This is a genomic window from Alkaliphilus peptidifermentans DSM 18978 (assembly GCF_900101495.1).
Classification (GTDB): Bacteria; Bacillota; Clostridia; order Peptostreptococcales; family Natronincolaceae; genus Alkaliphilus_C; species Alkaliphilus_C peptidifermentans.
Genome location: NZ_FMUS01000005.1, coordinates 19,716 through 42,440 on the forward strand (window position 1 = coordinate 19,716; position 22,725 = coordinate 42,440).

At 36.4% G+C, this 22,725-nt stretch carries 23 protein-coding genes; 1 reads left to right on the forward strand and 22 read right to left on the reverse strand.

All coding sequences use genetic code 11. The features are described from left to right. Nucleotides 1-9: 9 nt before the first annotated feature. The 22 genes from BLP68_RS05000 to BLP68_RS05105 all read right to left on the reverse strand — a co-directional run bounded on the left by BLP68_RS05000 (nt 10) and on the right by BLP68_RS05105 (nt 21,925). Nucleotides 10-945 (reverse strand): ABC transporter permease, encoded by a 936-nt coding sequence (locus BLP68_RS05000; protein WP_091540793.1) that lies wholly within the window; start codon nt 943-945, stop codon nt 10-12. A gap of 161 nt (nt 946-1,106) precedes the next feature. Further along, nucleotides 1,107-2,663 (reverse strand): ABC transporter substrate-binding protein, encoded by a 1,557-nt coding sequence (locus BLP68_RS05005; protein WP_091540795.1) that lies wholly within the window; start codon nt 2,661-2,663, stop codon nt 1,107-1,109. A gap of 75 nt (nt 2,664-2,738) precedes the next feature. After that, a complete protein-coding gene (locus BLP68_RS05010) occupies nt 2,739-3,803 on the reverse strand; it encodes a M24 family metallopeptidase (protein ID WP_091540798.1) in 1,065 nt (354 codons plus the stop codon). Between the two features lie 219 nt (nt 3,804-4,022). Beyond that, on the reverse strand, nt 4,023-4,226 hold the full coding sequence (locus BLP68_RS05015; protein WP_091540800.1) for a hypothetical protein: 204 nt from the start codon (nt 4,224-4,226) through the stop codon (nt 4,023-4,025). A 5-nt stretch (nt 4,227-4,231) separates the two neighbouring features. Next, complete coding sequence (locus BLP68_RS05020; protein WP_091540803.1) at nt 4,232-6,481, reverse strand: ABC transporter permease; 2,250 nt, start codon at nt 6,479-6,481, stop codon at nt 4,232-4,234. Further along, a complete protein-coding gene (locus tag BLP68_RS05025; RefSeq protein WP_330389076.1) occupies nt 6,475-7,284 on the reverse strand; it encodes an ABC transporter ATP-binding protein in 810 nt (269 codons plus the stop codon). Before BLP68_RS05025 ends, BLP68_RS05020 begins: the two co-directional genes overlap by 7 nt. Nucleotides 7,285-7,502: 218 nt before the next feature. After that, the gene (locus tag BLP68_RS05030; protein ID WP_091540805.1) at nt 7,503-7,691 is read right to left on the reverse strand and encodes a cysteine-rich KTR domain-containing protein; all 189 of its coding nucleotides are present in this window, start codon (nt 7,689-7,691) and stop codon (nt 7,503-7,505) included. A gap of 74 nt (nt 7,692-7,765) precedes the next feature. Continuing rightward, nucleotides 7,766-8,125 carry a DUF1048 domain-containing protein gene (locus BLP68_RS05035; RefSeq protein WP_091540808.1) on the reverse strand — a complete coding sequence of 120 codons (360 nt, stop codon included), beginning with the start codon at nt 8,123-8,125 and terminating at the stop codon, nt 7,766-7,768. Nucleotides 8,126-8,134: 9 nt separating this feature from the next. Further along, nucleotides 8,135-8,482: a DUF1048 domain-containing protein gene (locus BLP68_RS05040; RefSeq protein WP_091540811.1), complete on the reverse strand. Its 348-nt coding sequence runs from the start codon at nt 8,480-8,482 to the stop codon at nt 8,135-8,137. After that, entirely contained in the window at nt 8,482-8,775 is a 294-nt protein-coding gene (locus BLP68_RS22425) for a PadR family transcriptional regulator (RefSeq protein ID WP_408606024.1), read from the reverse strand. Before BLP68_RS22425 ends, BLP68_RS05040 begins: the two co-directional genes overlap by 1 nt. Before the next feature lie 514 nt (nt 8,776-9,289). Next, on the reverse strand, nt 9,290-10,705 hold the full coding sequence (locus BLP68_RS05050; protein WP_091540817.1) for a sensor histidine kinase: 1,416 nt from the start codon (nt 10,703-10,705) through the stop codon (nt 9,290-9,292). Between the two features lie 2 nt (nt 10,706-10,707). Next, nucleotides 10,708-11,400 carry a response regulator transcription factor gene (locus tag BLP68_RS05055; RefSeq protein WP_091540820.1) on the reverse strand — a complete coding sequence of 231 codons (693 nt, stop codon included), beginning with the start codon at nt 11,398-11,400 and terminating at the stop codon, nt 10,708-10,710. Nucleotides 11,401-11,507: 107 nt separating this feature from the next. Continuing rightward, the gene (locus BLP68_RS05060) at nt 11,508-11,948 is read right to left on the reverse strand and encodes a hypothetical protein (protein WP_091540822.1); all 441 of its coding nucleotides are present in this window, start codon (nt 11,946-11,948) and stop codon (nt 11,508-11,510) included. 151 nt (nt 11,949-12,099) lie between these two features. After that, nucleotides 12,100-13,506: a Na+/H+ antiporter NhaC family protein gene (locus BLP68_RS05065; RefSeq protein WP_091540824.1), complete on the reverse strand. Its 1,407-nt coding sequence runs from the start codon at nt 13,504-13,506 to the stop codon at nt 12,100-12,102. 254 nt (nt 13,507-13,760) lie between these two features. Further along, nucleotides 13,761-14,351 carry a hypothetical protein gene (locus BLP68_RS05070; protein ID WP_091540826.1) on the reverse strand — a complete coding sequence of 197 codons (591 nt, stop codon included), beginning with the start codon at nt 14,349-14,351 and terminating at the stop codon, nt 13,761-13,763. Between the two features lie 757 nt (nt 14,352-15,108). Continuing rightward, nucleotides 15,109-15,633, reverse strand: coding sequence for a GNAT family N-acetyltransferase (locus BLP68_RS05075; RefSeq protein ID WP_091540828.1), 525 nt, complete (start codon nt 15,631-15,633; stop codon nt 15,109-15,111). A gap of 284 nt (nt 15,634-15,917) precedes the next feature. Then, complete coding sequence (locus tag BLP68_RS05080) at nt 15,918-16,667, reverse strand: MerR family transcriptional regulator (protein ID WP_091540830.1); 750 nt, start codon at nt 16,665-16,667, stop codon at nt 15,918-15,920. Nucleotides 16,668-16,772: 105 nt separating this feature from the next. Further along, nucleotides 16,773-17,549: an ABC transporter permease gene (locus BLP68_RS05085; protein WP_176758870.1), complete on the reverse strand. Its 777-nt coding sequence runs from the start codon at nt 17,547-17,549 to the stop codon at nt 16,773-16,775. 36 nt (nt 17,550-17,585) lie between these two features. Next, nucleotides 17,586-18,557, reverse strand: a complete 972-nt coding sequence (locus tag BLP68_RS05090) for an ATP-binding cassette domain-containing protein (RefSeq protein ID WP_091540834.1) — start codon at nt 18,555-18,557, stop codon at nt 17,586-17,588. Between the two features lie 317 nt (nt 18,558-18,874). Next, a complete protein-coding gene (locus BLP68_RS05095; RefSeq protein ID WP_207647870.1) occupies nt 18,875-19,657 on the reverse strand; it encodes an ABC transporter permease in 783 nt (260 codons plus the stop codon). 24 nt (nt 19,658-19,681) lie between these two features. Further along, nucleotides 19,682-20,623, reverse strand: a complete 942-nt coding sequence (locus tag BLP68_RS05100) for an ABC transporter ATP-binding protein (protein ID WP_207647871.1) — start codon at nt 20,621-20,623, stop codon at nt 19,682-19,684. 261 nt (nt 20,624-20,884) lie between these two features. Continuing rightward, on the reverse strand, nt 20,885-21,925 hold the full coding sequence (locus BLP68_RS05105; RefSeq protein WP_176758871.1) for a YheC/YheD family endospore coat-associated protein: 1,041 nt from the start codon (nt 21,923-21,925) through the stop codon (nt 20,885-20,887). A gap of 137 nt (nt 21,926-22,062) precedes the next feature. On the opposite strand from BLP68_RS05105, the gene BLP68_RS05110 reads away from it, so the two are divergent. After that, nucleotides 22,063-22,659, forward strand: a complete 597-nt coding sequence (locus BLP68_RS05110) for a hypothetical protein (protein ID WP_091540835.1) — start codon at nt 22,063-22,065, stop codon at nt 22,657-22,659. Nucleotides 22,660-22,725: the final 66 nt, after the last annotated feature.

Below are 22,725 nucleotides of genomic sequence, written 5' to 3' on the forward strand. Positions count from 1 at the left end.
CACCCCCTATTAACTTTTTGAATATTGAGATTTAATCCTTGGATCTACATAAACATATAGAATATCTACTATAAGATTAATTATTCCTGCAAATATTGCAACGAACAACACTGATGCCATTACAGTGGGTGTATCCTTCATCCTAATTGCATTTATTGTTAAAGTTCCAAGCCCAGGCATTGCAAATACGCTCTCTATTATCATAGTTCCTCCTAAAAGTCCACCAAAATTCAAACCTATAATTGTTATTACGGGAAGAAGGGCATTTCTTAAAGCATGCTTATATATAACTGTCATCTCTTTTGCGCCTTTTGCACGTGCTGTCCTTATATAATCTTGTCTTATTACTTCCAGCATATTAGACCTTGTCATCCTGATTAAAGATGCCATCATTGCGGCTGCAAGAGTTGTACAAGGCAGAATAAAATGAACTATTGTATCTACACCAGTTGCCGGTAACCATCCAAGTCTGAGGGAAAAAAATAAAATCAGCATAAGCCCCAGCCAAAATGCCGGCATTGAAGTTAACAATAGTGCTGTAACTAGACTAATTCTATCAATTAAGGAATATTGTTTAACTGCAGATATAATACCCACTGGAACTCCTATGAATATCATCAGGAGTGTTGAACCAAATGCCAGCTTTAAAGTGCTGGGAAACCTTTCAAACAATTCAATTGTAACAGGCAGTTTAGTAGAATATGAATTACCAAGATCAAATTTAAAAACCGCATCCTTTACATATCTAAAATATCTAACTAAAATGTTATCATTTAATCCCATTGCTTCTCTTAAATTTGCTACTTCTTCAAAACTTGCACCTTGTCCAAGTATAAGTCTTGCCGGATCACCCGGGGTGAAGCTCATTATCAAAAAAACTATAAATGAGACGCCCAATATAACAGGAATCATCAACAAAACTCTTTTAGCTATATATTTTAACATTTTTCCTTTCCTCCTATATTGCAAGTTGTGTTCCACTATGGATTTTTTATTGCCTCAAGATCATTTTGAAATTATGCATTATCTCTAATATCTATATTTGCCTTGACATATATCAAGGCAAATATAGTTTAAATTATGAGTATTTATTGACGCTTCTTAATTTACTTCCAAGAATAATCGTATACAAACATTCTATTGGTGGGATGTGCCATGACTCCTTGTAAATCTTTATTAGCTGCAATCGGTGTCATATATGTGTATAGAGGAATAGACACTACATCTTCCTTAAACAATTCACATATATCTCTGTAAATTTGTTTTCTTTCTTCTTGATCATTTGACAATCTTCCTCTTTCTAAAAGTTCGTCAAGTTTTGGATTCGCATAATTAAAGTAATTTCTTCCTTCAGTTACCATCTTACCATGGAATGTTGAATAGATATAATCAGCATCAGGATACGCCGTTGTAGCTGCTGAAACAACTATTTCATAATCGCGTTTAGTAAGTATATCATCCCAAAAAGCTCCTCTTTCCATTTTAGATATGCTTGCGTTAATACCAATTTGTCTTAATTGATCTTGTAAAACTTCTGTTGGTTTGAAATAAGTAGCTGATTCATTAGTTTTTAATGTTATATCTAATCCATTTGGGTAACCAGCTTCTATTAATAATTGTTTTGCTTTTTCTACATTATATTCTCTATTTTTGAAATCTGCTGGCCAACCAAAAGTTGATTTAGCCATTGGAGTTTCCAAAGCTGTTCCTATTCCTTCAACAGAACCTATAATTAAAGATTCTTTGTCTATAGCATGGGCGATAGCTTCTCTTAATTTCTTATTTTTACCTATCTCACTATGATGATTTATTGCAATAAATACAGTAGCAGCTATTTCTGTTTCATAATATTCTATATTGGGATTATTAATTAAATTTTGTCGATCAGTTCTAGGTGGTGTATCAATTATATCAATTTCGCCATTTTCTAAAGCAACAACTGCCGTACTTCCATCAGTTATTATTTTGAAAGTTACATCTTTAATCTCAGCAGCACCTTTATAATAGTCTTCAAATGCGGTAAGTGTTATACTATCTCCGCTTCTCCATTCCACGAATTTATATGGTCCTGTTCCTATAGGATTTCTTCCATATCCATCTGGATTAGCTTCATGCACTTTTTTATTAAGTATAGGTATTTGGGAAGAAGCTACACAATACTCAATAGGTCCATAGGAATGCTTCAATATTAAAGTGACGGTATTCTCATCAACCTTCTTCATCGATTCCATAACTGAAGTAACCCCTTGAGTAAAAGCTGATGCTATAGCAGTTTCAAAAGAGTATACAACGTCATCTGCTGTCATTACATCTCCATTATGAAATTTGACACCTTCCCTTAGTTTGAAAGTAATTTCTGTACCATCATCTGAGTATGTCCAGCTTTCTGCAAGACCTGGCACTAAATTACCATCAGTTCTATTATCAATTAAATGATTGTAAATTTGATGCGTTACATAAAATGCAACTAAGTCGCTTACCTGAGTAGGGTCAAGAGTTTTTGGTTCTCCTATTGCTCCTAAATTCAGGTCAGTTCTTTTTACTTTGTTATCACCACCGCCGCCGGCTGGCTGAAGATCCTTGTCCGTTGCCTTACCACATGCTGTAATAAACATCATTACTATTAACAATAAACTCATCATAGATATAAATTTCTTTTTCATAATATCCTCCTTTTTGTTTACCAAAGTTTTTCATTTTGATCATCCTTATAATGTTTGTTTGATCCAGCATCTTTGTTAGTTAAGCTCAATTAAATCCCTTGGTGATTTTGTCAAGACTTCACAACCTTCATCTGTCACTATAACTTGATCTTCTATTCTCACCCCCCCCCATTTAGGAATGTATATCCCCGGTTCAAGGGTTATGATATTATTAGCAACAAACCGGGCTTTGGATTTTGGCCCAATAAAGGGCTTTTCGTGAACAGCAAGACCAATACCATGTCCAACTCCTGTGTAATGGTATGCCTTGTATACTGAGTCCTCCATAGCCTTCAATGAGGCTATATAGGTGTTCCTAGCATCCACTCCTGCCTTTACAGAGGCCATCATATCTTCCTCCGACTTCTTGATGATACTGTATATTTCCCGCTGTTTTTCAGTGGCTTTTCCCATAACAACTGTACGGCTCATATCAGAAAGATAGCCCTGATACCCAGCACCAAAATCCATTAGGATTAGATCCCCTTGTTCAATGGGCTTATCTGACGGAATGCCATGTAACAAAGAAGTTCTAGCACCTGAAAGTGTAATGTTTTCATAGCACCTGGCGTCGGAACCTTCAATTCTAAGATAATAGGCCAGCTTTGCCGAAAGTTCTCTCTCAGTGACGCCCACCCTTATGTCCTTTAGTATTCTACTAAAAGCCCGATCTCCAATCTCACATGCTTTTCTTAAGCAAACGATTTCATCAAGATTTTTAACAGACCTTAGATTCTCTATAATTCCTTTAACAGGAAAGAGTTTTGCCTTCGTCTCCTTTTTTAATTGGCTGAATAGATCAAAGCTGATATTGTTTTCCTCAAAGTATAAGCTTTCAACTTTTTCACTAAGAAGCAAATCAGCCACTGTATATCCTACACCATTGTAATCGCGCCAGTTCACAATTTGGTAACCTTTGCAATTATCAGAAGCCTCCTCTATATATCGGGGATCTGTTATTAAATAACGCTTATCCCTTATCAGCAATAGATAGGCATCATCACTTTTGTATCCACTGAGGTATCTGACGTTATGTATCTCACTGATGAAAAGAGCCTCAATTCCTTGCTCTTCCATAATCTGATGTATGTCTTTCTTCATAATTCATCACTTCCTTAACTTGTTAGTTAACCAAAATGCAAGTTGCATGCCACATTAAAATATAAACTGTGTTTTTGCTGACAGGCTTTATCATAAACGTCTTTATCATATATATCAGCTTATACTTTTAAAAAAACATAAAAAAACGACCATAATTTTGACGTTGTTCCGCCCAAATTTGGTCGTTCAGCTTGTTTTTAGTCGTTTTTCGATGCTTTACTAATATTCTAAGCTTAAAAGGTCTACTAACCTTGTGAGTTGGATATATAGGATTGGTATTAATTTGGGAAGAATAAACTCATTATAGAGCTTGAAAATAAAGGGATTTCTAATAGAGTCACTTTTAATTACTTCTTCTCTATCAAGGATACCGTCTCCACTTGGTTTTGATAGAGAGATGGTAATATTTCGTAAAGGGTCCAAACAACTTACTCCGTACCCGCTTTCAGTGCCTCACTCATGGATATTTTCGCCAGCTTCCTCCCGCACAGCCACTTGGTTATTTCGTACACGGCGAAAATAATTATAAAACTTATCAGGACATACAACGGGTTCACAATCATGGGTATCACCATATTGATGGTCTCCGCAACATAACCGTATAGGATGTTCCCGAAGGCCAGCATTAACGGCAGCCCCAGCCAGTAGCCGATAAACACCGCCGGCGTAGAGCTGTTCAGAATCAGCCTCGCCAGCTCATTCCCGCGGTAGCCCAATACTTTGAGCAGTGAGATGGTGTTCCGACTCTCATCAATCATCAACGACGTCACAAGGAAGATAATAATGACCGCAATAAGCACGGCCAAGGCCGTTACAGACGCAACTATCAGCGTCGTTGACATGTTGAGGTCTTCAAAGGCCTCGGGATCTCGTGCATCCATCACCCCAGAAAGCTGGCTTTCGTCAAAATCTATCTCGTGGCTGCTGAGGACGGTACGGTAGCTTCCAGGAGGATGACCAGTTATGCGATTGAACTCCTCAAGGGGCATAAAAACAAATTGTTCACCGTAGGCTTCGACGATCCCATCGATTATCAGGCTGTATGATTTTCCATCCAGCTTGTTTACAAAGCTGATGGTATCCCCTTCCTTGAGCTTCAGCCTGCTGGCCAGTGGATACGTAATATTTACTTGATCTCTGGGCAGCTGGTCGCCCCCCAGGTCCTTCATCTTGAGGCCTACAGAATCCGTCTCCATTCCCACCAGATAAAACTCAACCGATTCTCTACCCTCGGGATAGGCTCGGCTGGCATTGTAGGGCTCCGCCCCTTTAGGAATACTTCTATCCTGTAAATTCTGTACTTCCTTAAAGTTATACTCCAGGGGATACACGTATCTCTCCAGCGCCCCCCTGTTAACCTCATCCATCGAGTAGTTGAAGGTAAAACCAAACAGCAGTATCATTGACGCAGCACTAACCCCCAGCACTAAGAACAACAGACGAGGTATGCTTCGTACCTGCTCCCGGATTCGGAATTTGGTATTGAATTTGAGCCGATCCAGTCGGAGTGTGGCTTCTATAAAATTCACCTTTGCTTTTTGCTCGTCCCCCTTCATCAGCTCAACAGCGGTTTTTTTGAGTATCTTGCGTATAAAAAGAAAACTTGACAGACTGATGAAGGCCACCGGTATCAGCACGGCAAGCACTAGGTTTAATGGAGAGAAGGTAATGCCTTTATCCGGCAGGATGTAATAAATCAACATAGAATTAACAACGGGCCTTACACCAGGCAGCGCAAGCAGTGTACCCGCAAAACCTCCCACCCCGGATAGCAACACAGGGATCGCCATAAAGTGCCTGGTCAGTTCACGGCGCCGGTATCCCTGTGCGTACAACGTTCCGATGACTACGCCGTCGGACTTAACTATACGCATGATCATCACTGCTACAATAATACAGCTAAGAAGAAAAAAAACCGTTGCTACTGGAAAGCTCATGGACTTCATGCTGGAAATATTTGCCCAAGGCATACTTACGCGCTTGTTATTCCCGGCGACCATCCACTCAGAAAGAGAATATCCTTTTTCGCTTAAAAGTCCATGTAACTTCGATGTCTGTCCATTTATGTTTTCCCTATCCTCAAAGTATGCCGAATAGACCGTGACCACCTCCGGGAACGCCTCGATATCGGCGCTGGAAACAATCCCGATGCCAAAACCACTGGTTGGCAGCACATCATAAAGGTTTTTGAGAATAAAAACATAATTGGGTACAGCCATTGTACCTACTATATTGAAGGTTTTACCGTTTAGCTCTATTTCACCGCCTATATTCAAGCCATGAGTCTGACTAAAATACGGATCCAGTAAAATATCCCCAGGGTTTTCAAGACCTCTCCCTGATAATACCGCTGGGATATTGATTTTAGCAGAAAGGCTAAGTAGCCGCAGTTCTCCGTCGGGCAGTTTGATGTCGTACTGCCGGTAAGCCTCTATCAGTGCACCGGATTCATCCTCCAGCGCCGCAATATCCTCAATGGACTTGTCTGTCGAAAATGTCAAGTCTTCCTGCCTGTATTCTTCGGCAAACCCGACAACCATTTTTTCGAGGTTATTTGCTACCCCTGTAGCCGCGGTAAAATAAAAGCTGCCTAAAAGAATCAGAATAACGATACCAATATACCGCCCTTTGTTTTCCTTTATGATTCGCCATACACGTTTTCGCAGAACCATCACCATTCAATCCTTTCCGCCGGGATTATTTCGGAATTGTGGGCAACTTCCGCCACCTCGCCGCTTCTCATCCGGAACACAACCTGCGCCATACCGGCGATGGCGCTGTTGTGGGTAATCATCAGTATGGTGGTGCCAAACTGTTCGTTTACTTTTTGGAGCAATGACAGCACGCCACGGGAAGTCTCGAGGTCTAGCGCTCCAGTGGGCTCATCGCATAGCAGGAGTTTTGGATTTTTGACGATGGCTCGTGCGATGGATACCCGTTGCTGTTCGCCACCGGAAAGTTCCCGGGGGAAACGGTTCTTTTTGTCGTAAAGCCCGACAGCAGAAAGCATCTCATCTGTTTTAAGTGGTTTTTTACTTATGTTGGACACAACCTCGATGTTTTCGGCTACTGTTAGGTTCGGCACAAGGTTGTAAAACTGGAAGATGAAGCCTACGCTCTCCCGACGGTATTCAACCAGTTGGCTGTTGTTTAGATCCGTAATACGATTACCGTCCACTTCCACCGTGCCACCGTCTGCCCTGTCCACACCACCTATAATATTCATCAGGGTAGATTTACCTGAACCAGAGGGGCCTAATATTACTCCAATTTCTCCTCTTTTCATCTCAAGGCCCACACCTTTGAGTACATGGGTAATAATCCCTGTATTATAGCTTTTAGTAAGGTTTGATGTTGATAAAAACATAATTAACACTCCATTCCTATTCTTATTAAGCTCCAAGTTTTGAACAAGTTCATTTTTTATGGTCTGCTCCATGTCGGCAGCTATTTCTGTCGTATAGTCAATATATAAATTCATCTAGCCCACCATAGAACAAAAGCATTTCATGCGTTAATTATCAATGGATAAAATGCTTTTGTTTTCCAAAGGAACCCCTGAGTTCCTTAGGACGCTTCGCTGTATCCTCCTCATTAATCATAAGGGGGACCGCCCCCTTAACAACCCCGTACTTAATAGGAAAGTAGGACTTTCCTATTAAAAAATAAAGAGCCGGTAACAGTGAATAATCTCACATGTTATCGGCTCTGCGTCTTAGCGTCTGGCTCTTTGATAACTGACATATTTAGTTGCTTTACATTGATTATAGTTTCCTGCTTACACTTGGGACAAAATAGTGGGAAGTTTTCAAGCACCGTATCACCATGTATCTTGACCCTTGTTTTGTTGTCACAGATCGGACATAATATCCACTGGTATTTACACACTCTATCACCCCTTTACTTGAAACAATAAGCTGCTTTGCGCTTATATGCCCTCATTGCGAATACATATCCCCCTTTTACTTTGTTTTATTTGATTTATCTGTAATCTTTTTCGTGGCCTTGTTAACTTCTTGTTCAACATATTCTTTATAAATGTCCGCGTAAGTTTCTGAATCTTTTATTAGATCGTCGCAGAAGGCTGCAACGTCACTGCCCGTCACCTCAAGCACGCCTTTCCCCAAGGCCGCACCCTCTTCAAAAAGATCTATAATTCCCGAAAGCAACCCTGTTCCTTCGGTTAACTCAACAGGGCCTACCTTAAAGAAATATTTTTGGATCTCTTTATAAACAATCTGATAATCCTGCGGAAGCCCTTTGACACGGGCCACATGGGCTCTCCACTCTTTTTTACCTTCGATAATTTCTCGTATACTCATATTATCCTCCTATTTACCTAATTTTTTTGAGATATTATTGTTCAGTTGCTGGCGCCACTTGTCGCGATAAGACTTTGCGCCTTCTTCGCCCACCAGGGCTGAACAGAAACCTTCGATATCATCACCCAAAACCTCTTGTACACTCTGACCGTCCGCCACTGTTTCCTCCAACAAATCAAGGACACCATCAAGAATTGGCATGAGGTTGCGACCGGTGAAATCTGAGTGATGCCAAAGATTGGCGTTTATTTTTTCCCATGCCCCTTGAAAATCAGCAGGCAGCTTTTTGGCACGGGAATCGAAGGTTTGCATTTGTTTTGTCATGTCACTTCCTGTGACCTTTTCCCAGAAATTCATTATATTTCCTCCTTTAACTGGTTAATTTTTGATGATAGAAACTCCCATTTTTCCCAAAACTTCCGTAATTCCTTGCGTCCCCCGTCGTTGAGGACGAAAAACTTTCGCGGCGGCCCCGCATCCGATGGTTTTTTTGTAATTTCCACCAACTTGTTTTTCTCAAGCCGCACCAAGATTGTATAAACTGTACCATCCACAACATCCGAAAAACCGAGGGCGTTCAGTCGACGGGTGATCTCGTAGCCGTAGGTTTCTCCACGGCTTATAATTTCAAGGACACAACCCTCTAGCACGCCTTTGAGCAATTCTGTTAGGTTTTCCAGTGTAATCCCTCCTCGCTATTCAGTATAACTGGTATTCAGTATTACTTACTACTAGTATATAGTATCACTGAATAGTCGATCTGTCAATAGTAATTATTCCGATAATAAACTTAGTTCTGAGTATAGTATTACCATGAATTTCTCCACCTACGCAACCCTCATCTTATCTTCGAATATCTATTATGTGTCCAATTTAATCAGACTGACGTTTCAAAAGTAAACTGTATTCAATTTAATTGTTCAACAAGCATAATATTCACATGTTTCAGGTGTAAAATAGGCATTTCTTTTTTCGCACTATTTCTCATGTAGTTTTCCATAAAATAGTTTTCGAAATCTCTTTTCATATAAAATTTACAGTAAAAAGAGCCAGTCAAGGTGACATCAGATCCACCCCAACTGGCCTATAAATGGTCATTCAGTTATTGCAATTAGCTCTGTCAGTGTAACACACTCAACATGATTTTGATAGATAAATGACATTTTACTTAGGTAGCATTATTATAAACTTAGTTCCTTTGCCTTTTTCACTATCTACACTGATTTTACCACCATGGGCTTCAACTAAGGTTTTTGTAATGGTTAGTCCTATTCCAGCTCCTCCAGTTTTCCTATTTCTTGATTCATCACTTCTATAGAATCGTTCAAATATATATGGAAGGTCCCTATTATCTATACCAATTCCTGTATCATCAATAGTTATTTTTATTATCTCCTTTTCTTCTACTAGATCTACCTTAACTCTTCCTCCTGATTTTGTAAATTTAAGAGCATTTGATAACATATTTATTAATACCTGTTTAATTTTGTCCCTATCTCCTTTTATCTGAACATCCTTCTGAATACTGCTATAAACTTTAATTCCTTTATCTTGAAACTTTAATTTAAAGCTCTCTACCACTTCATCTAAATTTTTAGATAAAGAGTATTGTTGAACTTTTAAGTTAAGCCTATGACCTTCTATGTCTGTCAAGTGTTTTAGCTCCTCCACCAGCTTAATCAATCTAATAACTTCATTCTTACATATATCTAATTTATCCTGGGTGGGTTCCCATATGCCATCACTGATCGCCTCGATATGACTTTGTAATATGGTTAAAGGAGTTCTTAACTCATGGGATATGTCAGAAGTTAATCTTTTTCTTAATAACTGCTGATTATTTAGTGAGCTAGCTAAATGATTAATAGAACTAGAAAGTTCTTGGAGTTCTACTATGTTATTGAGTATTTCCACCTTAGTATCTAGCTTGCCCTCCCTTATAAAATTAGCTGCCTTGGTAATCTGCAAAATTGGCTTTGAAAAAATCCTTGAAGAGTAGATTCCTAGTAAAATCGCTGATATAATTGAAATAATTGCACTATACAGGATAGATCTATTTATGCCTTTAGTAAATTCTATTTCCCTTTCAGATACTTGAAAAGGACCTATGTGCCCAATTGCTATGGTTCCAATCCTTTCATTATCAAAAAATCCTTCATGATTCTCTACAATGTAGTTTTCTCCCCTTATGTTTTGGTTCATCATCCCCCTAGACCCCCTACCCATCATAGGATGTCCCATTTTACCCATCATCTGATTATGTAGCTGAATCATGTTATTGTCCATATAGTGAGTATACACAATATTATTTTGTTCATCCTTAATTTCAATGTCAAAACTATGGATAAGGTGAGAAATATTAATATTATATAATGTCTCCTCTGTCCATCCCCCATTTACGGCATAGGACTCCTCAATCAGATTGATTACTTCTTCTAGTCTATTTTCCTGCTCTCTTTGCATATAAACCTCAAACCTGCTAAATACAGTTATGTTTGTAATAATGCTCACTAAAAGAATTGAGAAAACAGCTCCTCCTAAAGTCATTAAAATAAACCTTATTCTTAGTTTATTGAACATTTTTAACCCTCCCGAAACTTATACCCTACGCCATATACAGTAACAATATATTTGATGTTGCCATCCTCAATCTTTTGCCTTATATTTTTTACATGGGTATCTATAGTTCTATCGTAACCTTCATAATCGTAACCTAATACTTTAACCACCAGTTCTTCACGACTAAATATCTTTCCTACATATTGAACTAATATACTCAGTAACTTGTACTCTTTTGCTGTTAAACTCACAATTTTGCCTTGCTTTTTTACCTCCATCTTATTTAAATCTATCGTTAAATCTCCATCAGAAAAATCTAGTATATTTGCCTTTACCTCTTCAGTACCTATTCTTCTTAAGATAGCCCTTACTCTAGCTACTAACTCCTTTGGGCTAAAGGGCTTAGTAATATAGTCATCTGCTCCAATATCTAATCCATAAATTTTATCTGATTCCTCTGCCTTCGCTGTCAGCATGAGTATTGGCACTTTGGATCTGACTCGGATTTTCTTGCAAACTTCTTCTCCTGACAGGTCTGGTAGCATTAAATCCAAAATTACCAAATCAATTTCCTCATGATTAAATATATCCATGGCATCACTTCCACTATAGGCAATAAAAGTATTATACCCTTCTTTTTTTAGATAGGCTTTAACTACATCTGCAATACTCTCCTCATCCTCTACTATAAGGATATTTCTCGCCGAATAATCCATTTTCCCACTCCCTATATCTAATTACTTTATCCATAAAGTTTTTGCTTTAATATTATAAAGTCCAGTATAAAAAAATACTGGACATTGTAATATCTACCCTATTTTTATTATTGAAAACGACCCATCATGTTGAATCTAGCACCTTTTCCTCTCATCATAGAGTTATGCATGTTTGTCATACCTTCTCTTCCAACAGATTCCATCATTCTAGCTTTGTTTCCATAGCCATTCTCTCTCATTAAATCAATCATTTTTTCATAATCTTCATCAGATAGATTATTCATAAACTCATCCATTGATTTAAAATCTCCTTCTTCCATCCAGATAATCATGTCCTCAAAACCATTTTCTCTCATTGCTTGGATCATATCTTCACTATTTCCGCAGTGGTTACTAAAGTTTCTTTCTGTTATTCCCTCCTGGGCCAAATAACCTCTTGTAGCATTCATAGGTCTTACAAAGTTTGTTTCTTCAGCAAAGGCATATCCTGCTATTGATGTAGCTGCAATAATTGTTACTCCTGCTATTACTAATAATCTCTTCTTCATAATATTTTCCTCCCTTATATTTTTAGGTAACCTTATTAACTTACTTACATTATAGGAAAGTATTTTGAAGAAATTATGAAGAAATTTTTCTCAGCATATATTTTTTAGCTTCTGTAAAATTTATAAATGCAATATCGCATCTCATTTATTTTCATCTTACAATAGTAAAACCTATCAGTAGATATCCAGCTAGAGATAATACTACTCCCGCTATTACATAAGGAAGAGATGTAATCAAATGATCCCCGAAGGATGTATCAGACATTTGTGCTGAGAGTGGAGAGACTACGTCTGCTACTGCTCCGCCCGCCCATACTGTCCCTACCATAATTGCAACATTAATTCCCGAATTAATTGCAAAGGTGATTGCTAACGGCATAATCAACGCCCAAGTTGCCCACGAAGAACCAATGGTGTATGCTAGTATTCCTGCAATCAAAAATAATACCGATGGTATTAAGAAATTAGGGATATTTTTAATCATCCCTTCAGCAATGAGCCTATTAAAACCAAGCTCTTCAGTTACAAGCGTAAGGGCCCAGCTCAATACAAGAATCATCACCAGACCCATAACCTTTTCTGCTCCTATGATAATATGCGCCTCAATTTCTGCAAGACTAATTTTTTGTAGCATGAAATAAATACTGGTAATAAGTAAAGTCAACAATACACCCGCAAATATTGATGCATTGAAGTTTGCAGCGCTTAGTGCTCCAAAAAAAGTTTCCGCTTCTTCTCTTCCAGTCCACCAAAAAAAGAAAATTGTACTGATCAACAAAATTAAAACTGGTATCAGAAGATTTCTGCTTTTTTTGGGGTATTCTTCGATTTGTTCACTAGCTTTTTCTTCTCTTTCAATATGAGCCTCAGTAAATTCTTCTTCTATTGCAATAGCCCTTCCTAGCTTTATCCTACCAAACCCCAACCCCATCAAAGAGACTAATGCAGCTAGCAGTAACATAGACCATGAGAAAAAATTCCATATAACACTTTTTACAACAATCATATAGGCACTTTCAGTAATTCCAGTCCCCCTTATATTATTGGTGACCAGTGTTACCATGTATCCTAGGTATGCTGTTGCAATAGGAATTAATAAAATAAGCTGTAAACTTGTTACCGATAGTACAAAAGCAAATTTCTCTTTTGAGCCCTTTACTTTTTGCAATACTGGATTTAGCATCGTTCCTACTGCTATTGTATGAAATGAGCTGTCGAAAAAAGTAAATATACTTAAAAACCAAGCCCATCCAAGTACACCTTTTTCGCTCTTTATCCATTTACTTACTTTATCACTAAAGCCTGCAATTCCCCCCGCCATCTCAATCAAATCAGCCAATGCTCCAAAACTAATAAGAAATCCTAGAGTATACGCACTATCTTTATCAGCTACAGCATCGATAATATAGCTACCTATCTCTGTAATGCCTCCTAATAATGAACGGGTATTAATAAAAGACCCTACAACAACTCCAGTAAAAAGTGCAGGTATTAACTTCTTTGTTTTAAAGGTAATAACTATGGTAATTAGAGGTGGGATTAAAGATAACCAAATCATATAAATGCCCCTCCATTGTCTTTTCTATTTAATGCCATCTATAATAATATGACCTAAATTTAAACTCAAAATACCATAGTTATTGAAGCAGTTGCTATTAAATATATCGACTGTGCATGTAATGCATAACTAAGACCATGAATGGTACATGTTTAAATTTTCTAAAATGAAAGCTATTATTTCTTGTTTTTCAGTACCCAAAATGGACATATCATTAGACATTATATACAAAGATTCACCTCACTTGATTGAAGTTAAAATAAGTCTTGCTCCCATTCAAACACCCTAGAGTTCACCCCGTCTAAGTTCATTATCTCAAGACGAATGTATTCTTTATCTTTATAATCAAGCTTTGTCCCCTCTTGTTCCCTAGGAACTTTGATCATACCCGACACATGGTGTCCTCCTCCTTCAACCATCGTCCATTGGATATTTTCTGTAATTTTAACTTCATCTCCAACGTATAAAAAAGTCATTTGACTCAAATTATAGCCATCTAAATCAACTGAGTGGGTATTTAAAGCTACACCAAAGTTAAAATAATCATTATCTTCCTCTATAGGATTTAGAAAAGCAACTCCCACCGATACATCGCCCTGCATATCTATCTTATATAGCTTATCGTTAAAGACATCCACTACTTCATAATTCTCTTCATATGCTACTTCATCTTTTGTATTATCTTGGTATGTATTCATATTAACTACCTCACCTTCATCCGTAAGCTGTCTATTGTCTGCTGTGTTTTGTGGAAGTCTTGTAAAAGTACCGAAACCTACAGCAGTAAATGCCATCGCTCCAATAATAGCTATACTAATAATCGCCACGTTTTTTTTATTCTTCATATATTGTTCTCTCCTTTCCTTAACTATTTTCATATATCTTTAATCAACTTCACTAACCTCTGTCAAGGTAAATATTACCCTCCCGTTAAACCTCATTTGATGCTAAATAATTATAGGAGAGTCATGAGAATCTCCTGTGACAATTGGTTTTATCCCCTAGGATTTTGCTCCCCATAATCTTAATAAAAGTATCACCCCAACAATGACCGGCTGATGAATTAAGTAAATGGAAAGGGAGAAGTTATTTGATACCTCACTTAATATCTAATTTTCTCTATTATAAATTAAAAGTTTGAAGAGATTATGAAGAAAAGATAAACGATTCCACGGGGTACGATTCATAGAACAAAAGCAAAAGCAGATACAGAAAAGCATCCTGAGTGCTAAATATTTTTCAAAGAATTTAGAAAACAAAATTATTAAAAGTGTAGAGTCTCATGGCATTTCACAGCCTAATCTCTACACTTTCTAATTTTTTATTTTATTAACATATCCTCCTAGCGACTCCTCACCTTCTTGATATACTTCTATAAAAATAGGTAATAAATGCTATTTTTTTCAATTGATATTACAGTTTCTACTTTAGTTTTTCCTAAATCTCATCATCGGAGTTTTTATCTATAAACTCAAGTATTCTAGCATTAACCTCATTTACTATACTCACCATTTATAGCATGGGATGCATTGAGCCAATTTTCTATTTCAATATCATATAGTGCTTCAGTTCGAGAACTGCTTCAACACGTAAAAAGAATATCTATTTGAAATTTAGTGAATATATACTATGTAAATATTTCTCCCCTCTAAAAATTTCATATTTTGAACCAGTCAAAACAAAACCTAGTTTCTCTGCCAAGCTTATAGACTTATGATTCTCAGTATAAATACAGGCATTTATTTCCTTTAACTCCATAGAGTACTCAGCGAATTCAATAATTCCTTTTAAGGCTTCATACATGTATCCATTTCCCCAAAATTCCTTTTTCAAATCATAGCCTATTTCAACTTTAGAATCTTCAATACTCCAACAGTGGAATCCACAGGTTCCCATCTTCACCCCATCAGCTTTTCGTATTACTATCCATCTATGTTGTGGTCGTGGTTCAGGTTTTAAATAAAATTCTATCACTCCATCTGCCTCACTAATATCTGTCAATGGTTCAGCATCAAATAAGTATTTATTTATGTCAACATCGGAAAATTGACTAAAAATAAATTCACTATCTCCACTATCAATGTTTTTCAGTAACAACCTATCTGTCTCTATATTATTATAAAACATACCTTCACCTCCTTATGCTTTGTTGATTAAATGGTGACTAATTTCACTAATAGAAATGTAATAATCAATACGTATTTCATCTTCACTAATAATATAATAACTCAAATCAAATCCTCCCTATGGATACTAGTTTAATAATACATTCTAGAAATAATAAACTCTTGATATTTTTTATCATCCCTATAGCCGCTCTATCTAGATGCAGCACCAGTCGAAGAATGAATAAGGCCCCCCCCTTCCCTTTTTTAATAATCCTCACACCAGTTACAATTACCACTTGATATTTAATTTTGTTCCTTTAATGCATGTATTTCTGCTACTGTATAAAAGTAATAACTAAGTCCTGTTTGTTGACCTTCTAACATATCTCTGTGAAAGTCATCCTCAATAAAAAACCAGGCTGTTTCAACAAGTTCTTTAGAATCAGTGGGCATATTATGGGAATTTAGAAAGTCTATATGCCTTTCTAATTCATTTTTTAATCTCTCGTCATTTGGTTTCCATCGATTTTTCAATGCATTAGCTAAAAAGCTCATAAACCTTTCTGATTCTATCGCTACTTCATTTAAAGCATTTGCATCAATCGACTCTATATCCATCTCAAATTCATACTCATTTATCAAATACTCTTTTTGCTCAGCAAGTACCTCTTTCCATTGTTCTTTGTTTAGTCCTTTAAACATTTTTGATTGATCCATATTTTCTCCTTTTTCGGCGAATATGATAGATTCTTCAATTGTCTTTAATATGCCATCCATTCTCTCACTACGCTCACTAAGAAGTTTGAATTGTCGTTTTAAAGTCTCAACACGATTTGATTCATCATCTAGTGCCTTTATAATATCTTTTAATGAAAAGTCTAATTCTCGGTAAAACAATATTTGCTGTAATCTTTCTAATTCTTTTATACCATAAATTCTATATCCAGCCTCTGTAACTTTACATGGTTCCAAAAGTCCTACTTTATGATAATGATGCAGTGTCTTCACTGTAGTCCCTGTTAATTTTGAAACCTCTTTTACTGTATACTCCATGACTTCTTCGTCTCCTTAAATTGAATATTTTACCTAAGATAAGAGTCAATAGCTTATTTACCCTTCTTAATAGAAAAGCAATAAATATCTGTTCCTTAGCCACAATTATATCGATCTTTGAAAGGTTTTAAATGATCGAAGTGAGATTAAAATACATATTACTCCAAATAGGAGTACCAAAGTTCCATTAGTAATTACATCCATCCAATAAATTTGCGAACTTAGTACCTCACGGGCTCCTAATATTGCCCAATCAATTGGATTTATAATACTTATTGTACGAATCCAAGCCGGCATAAGTTCTCTCGGCATAAATGCTGATGATAGAAACATAAGTGGCAAAGTAAAGAATTGTAATGCAGTTATCATAGCTTCATGTTTACGTGTTATTAGTGCTAAACTAATCGATAGGGCACTAACCGCTAGACCTAATAGTATTGGTATAGTTAAAAATATTATAATACTGTAGAAATTCAAGGAAAATTTTGCTCCCATAATAATAGCTAATAGAATAATGATAATAAACTGAGCCAACAAAAGAATAATTAATTGTACTAATTCACTTAGTATAATAATAATTTTATTGATTGGTACAATTAAAAACCGCTCCATAACACCGCTGTTTATGTCGTTTAGTGTCCCCATTCCAGTATAAATACCTATAAACAATGTATTCATGACTATCATGCCCGGTAGTATATATTCTACATAGGAATCAGTTGAAAAACCTGGAACTTCAACAATTCCCTTAAATAGGTTACCGAACAGTAATAACCAAATAATAGGCTGTACCATTGACATAACAATAGTCATTGGTTGCCGAAATGTCGGCCTAATACGCCGTAGGGCCATATACCAAGTATCATTTAATACTTTTTTCATTTCAACCTCTCTCCTTTTCATTATATTTAATACATTTTATATTTCAATGCTTTTGCCTGTATATTTTAAATACACTACATCGAGAGAAGGGGGAATAACCTCAACTGACAATACTTCAACTGATAATGATTGAATTAACTGTAATATATTAGGCAATATTGTTGATCCATTACTCACTTGTAGCATTACCTCCCTTCCTTTAACCTCCACCTCTTTCACCCCTTGCTGTTCTTGCAAGATGTTTTTAATATGTGCATTATTATTCGAATAATGTTTTTGAAATTCTACCTTAATTATATCTCCCTTTAACTCTTCTTTTAATTGTTTAGGTGAACCTTCCACAACTACTTTTCCTTCATCAATAATAGCGAGACAATCTGCAAGACGATCAATTTCATCTAAATAATGAGAAGTAAGCAGAATAGTAATCTTCTCCATCTTAGATAAATCTGTAATTAGTCCCCAAAGGGCGCTTCTTGCCTCTGGATCGAGACCAGTAGTAGGTTCATCTAAAAATAAAATTTGAGGGTTATGAATAATACCCATTGCTATATCAAGTTTTCGAAGCATCCCACCAGAATAAGTTAAAGTAGACCTATTGGCAGCTTCATTTAATTTGAAAATATTAATTAATTCATCCACCCTATCATTGAGCTTTTTTCCTCCCATTCCATGTAATTGCCCCTGGAGGGTCAAGTTTTCACGCCCTGTAGATTCAAAACAAACCCCTGACCTTTGAGATACACATCCAATTACACTACGAACCTTATCTGGTTGTGATATAACATTAAATCCTAATACTTTTGCTTCACCACTGTCAGGAATTGATAATGTAGTTAAAATTTTTACTGTTGTGGATTTTCCTGCACCGTTGGGACCAAGAAGTCCGTAAATAGTTCCAGATCTAATGCTAAAACTTAATCCAGCTAATGCATTTATACTGCCTTTATAGGTCTTTACTAAGTCATTGACTTCTATATCATATTTTTTTTCATCCTTTAATACCATTTGATTCCCTCCTTATAATTGCAATATTATCTCTCGAAATTAATTCTAATGCCTCCCCTAAGGTAAGAGTCAATGTTAATTTGGATAAAAAAATTTTCGTCTTATTATTGCTCACACAAAAATCCCCCCAACCCGTAGTCTGAGGGGGAACATGTATCGCTTAGTCTTTACTTGGGATTGCAGGTCAAGAAGTGTTTAGATTCCTTTCTATGGCGCTTTTGTTTCTAAGAAGCAATGACATAAATTCTTACCAGTATACCTATGCTACCTACTTTAATAGGTAGCATAGGTTGTGAATAATTTACAGCTTCTCTTTCTTATTCTCCATCAAAAGCTCTACGTGCATTCATTGTCGCAATAGTAATGGTGATGACTGATCCAATAAATCCTACAAGAAAACCGTAAAGTATATGCGATGGCATCCATCCTCTAATTAATAGAGCCCTCATGCCTTCAAATATATACGTGGTAGGATTAATTATTGCTGCTATGCGCAACCAGCTTGTTTCAATTAAATCTAATGGCACAAAGGTTGTACTCAGAAAAAGCATAGGAAAGAAAATCATTGTGCTCATTTGAACAGCTTGAGAACTTTTAGTTACTAAAGCAACAGTAGCTGCATAACCGGTAAATGCTAATCCTAGACCAGTAACCAATAAAAGAATTAACATAAACCCACCTATGCCACTATAAATTCTAACTCCCATCAACATTGCTATCATAATCAATAATGTTGATTGAAGTACCAGTTGAATCATACCTGTAATAATTGATCCCAATACGATAGCCAACCTCGAGGTTGGGGTAAGAAGTAGCCTTGCAAAATATCCACTTTCTAAATCTTTTACTAACGTCTCAACTGCTCCTGTAGCTGCACCAATAGCGGCGGAAACTACTGACACAGGTAAAATAAAAGCAATATAATTAACACCTTCTAGAGTAGGTAGGTTTGTCACTGCACCTACCCCAGCTGTATAAACAAATAGGAAAAATAAACTCATTATAAAATTTGGAATATAAACAAATGGATTTCTAATTGAACCAATAAGACTACGTTTCGTTAATAGTATTATATCTAAGATTAACATTGTTTTTTTCATGCTTACACCTCCGTTTTTCTTCTTTTAGTTATTTTTATTTCTGATAACTTGCAGAAATACGTCATCTAAGGTTGGAGAAGATATACTAATATCTTCTGGAAATACATATGCTTCTGCCAGTATTCGAATGATTTCGGGCAAAACTTTTTGACTTTTTTGTACGTAAACCTTAATCATTGTTTCTACCGATTCCAAGTTAGGAGCAATTTTTATAACAGCTAATTTAGCCTTTTCTTTCTCTTCCATAGATGAAAAAGACATTTGTATCTTATCTAACGCAAGTGAATTTTTTAATGATTGTGGATTTTCTAAAGCTACAATTTCTCCATTTTTAATAATACCGACCCTATCTGCCACTTGATCTGCTTCTTCTAAATATTGAGTTGTTAGAAATATAGTGGTACCATATTCTCTATTTAGCTTTTTAATTTCTTCCCATAAATCTATTCGACTAGCTGGATCAAGTCCTACAGTAGGTTCATCTAGAAACAGCACTTTAGGACGGTGCACCAATGTAATTGCTAAATCAAGTCTTCTTTGCATGCCACCAGAGTACTTACCACAAGCCCTATCAGCATCTTCAGTTAACCCTACTAATTCCACCAATTCATTAGCTCTATTGTTAGATTCAGCTTTTGAAAAACCAAATAACCGTCCTTGTAGCCTAATCAGTTCTCTTCCAGTTAATGTTGGATCTATTGCTGTGTTTTGTAAAGCTACACCTATTTTAAGGCGTATTTTATCTGGTTGTCGTAGCAAGTCATATCCTGCTATTTCTACCTCTCCTGAAGTAGGTCTCGTTAATGTTGTTAACATTTTAATAGTAGTAGATTTTCCTGCCCCATTAGGTCCTAAGAAAGCAAAAAACTCCCCTTCTTTTACATTAAAGCTAATGTTTTTAACTGCTTCTACTCCTCCTTTATAGGTTTTAGAAAGCTGTGATACTTTAATAATTTTATTAGACATTAAAAACCCTCCTATCTTTTCAAGTAATTAAAAACCAGACTTTTATATCAAGCGTATTTCATTATACACTCTAAACATAAGTCTGGTGGTATACTGGAGGGTTTGAAATTAATCAATACTTTTTTCTAAATTGAAAAATCCCCTAAACTTATATCGTCTAAGGGATCATTTTTACATTATTAAATTTTATATTCGTTATTCTAAACCACTTATTTCAACTTACTTCTTCTCTATCAAGACATAACAAACCCATTCTCCTGATTAGTGGATTGAAAGATAGTAAGCATATTCAATTGGTCTGCGATAGATTAGCTGTTCATGCTTAAATTTATTAATGTCTTTGTATATGTTTTTTTGAGGTTTACCGTTTAGCTCAATAATCCATAAATTCATTTTCTCGTCTAATACAAAATCCACACTTAATTCACCCAGCAAACCCATATTGGTTTCTAACACTTGGGCAGCATTTACACTTATCTTGTTAATAGAATTAATAGTAGTTTCTTTCGTTTTTTTTAGGGGAAATATCAGATCTAAAATTTCTGCAGCATCATATAAAGATTCGTATACGCCAGTGTTAAAATAAAGTTGATTAGCCACTCTACAGACCATGGTTGTAACATTCCATTTGCCGTTAATATCTTTTTGAACAAGCACTCTAATATCATAATTTTTATTATCTATAAGACTTGCTTGAATCCCTTTTTGCACTATGAAAATATTTTCACCTATTAGTTTATCTAGTTTTTGCTGAATATTTTCATTTTTTCTGCAAATCAATCTAGGAGCTAAACTGTGTAAAGATATATGAATATCTCCATTCTCCTTAAGCTCTAATCTATACACGTTCTTTCCACGATTTCCATAAGATGGCTTCATGTATACCATTTTATATTTCTTCACTAACTCTGATAGATTCACCTCATTTAATAAAAATGTATCTGGTATATACATTTGAAGGTTTGATTTGATTAACAAGTTATAAACTTTCCATTTATTAAACCAATTAATACCGTTAAAACATTTTTCTCCACCAATTATACTATTAAGGTGCTCAATAGTTGTTGTTTTTTTATTATAACACCGGTTATAAACTGCATGAGGAAAGGGAAACATCTTTTCTTCCCATTTACCCCCAATCTGACAAAGGCCAATTATTTTATGCTTTTCCCAAAGAATACCTGCCCGAGTAAAAGCGAACAGCTTCAAGGGCAGATTGTGATGACGTTGATAAAGTTTCAAGATTTTTTTTCTTTTATTCCTATTAGGTACCAAAATACCTATTATTGGGCAATCCGACATTCTTATCACTTCCTTTTTTTACCTCTTTCAATATCTTATGCCGGATTAAATATATTGATATATTTGCTTATATCCATCACACCTTTCTTTTTTTTTGAGTATTATATACCATACCTAATAAGAAAGGAGATGAGAATATGGGAAGATGTATTTGTCCTCCAGGTCCTCCAGGACCGGAAGGTCCAGAGGGTCCTCAGGGTCCTCAGGGCGAACAAGGTCCAGAAGGCCCTCAAGGAATACAAGGTCCTCAAGGGCCTACCGGCGAACAGGGGGCAACTGGGGCAACTGGGGCAACTGGGCCATCTGAAGGAATACTAGCCTATGCTGATTTTTACGCCTTGATGCCTCCTGATAATACAGCAACAGTTGCTGTCGGTACGGATGTAGATTTCCCTCAAGACGGGCCTTCAAGTATGACTACTATCACCCGTGTTAATGACAGTGAATTTAACTTAGGTGCAATTGGCACTTATCAGGTCTTGTTTCAGGTGAGTGTCGACGAAGCAGGTCAACTGGTTTTAACTCTCGACGGCGCTGAGCTAGCCTATACGGTTGTAGGACGGGCAACAGGCACATCTCAGATAGTAGGTATGGCACTTGTGTCTACAACAGAAACCGATTCAATACTCACTGTGAGAAATCCTGCTAATAATGCAACGGCGTTAACCATTACTCCTATGGCTGGAGGAACCGAACCTGTTTCAGCTCACCTAGTTATAACACAAATCGCATAAAGGGAAATAGAGTATAGGGACTTTCTCAAAATGATTAAAGATCATTGAAAAAGGTACACTATTAAG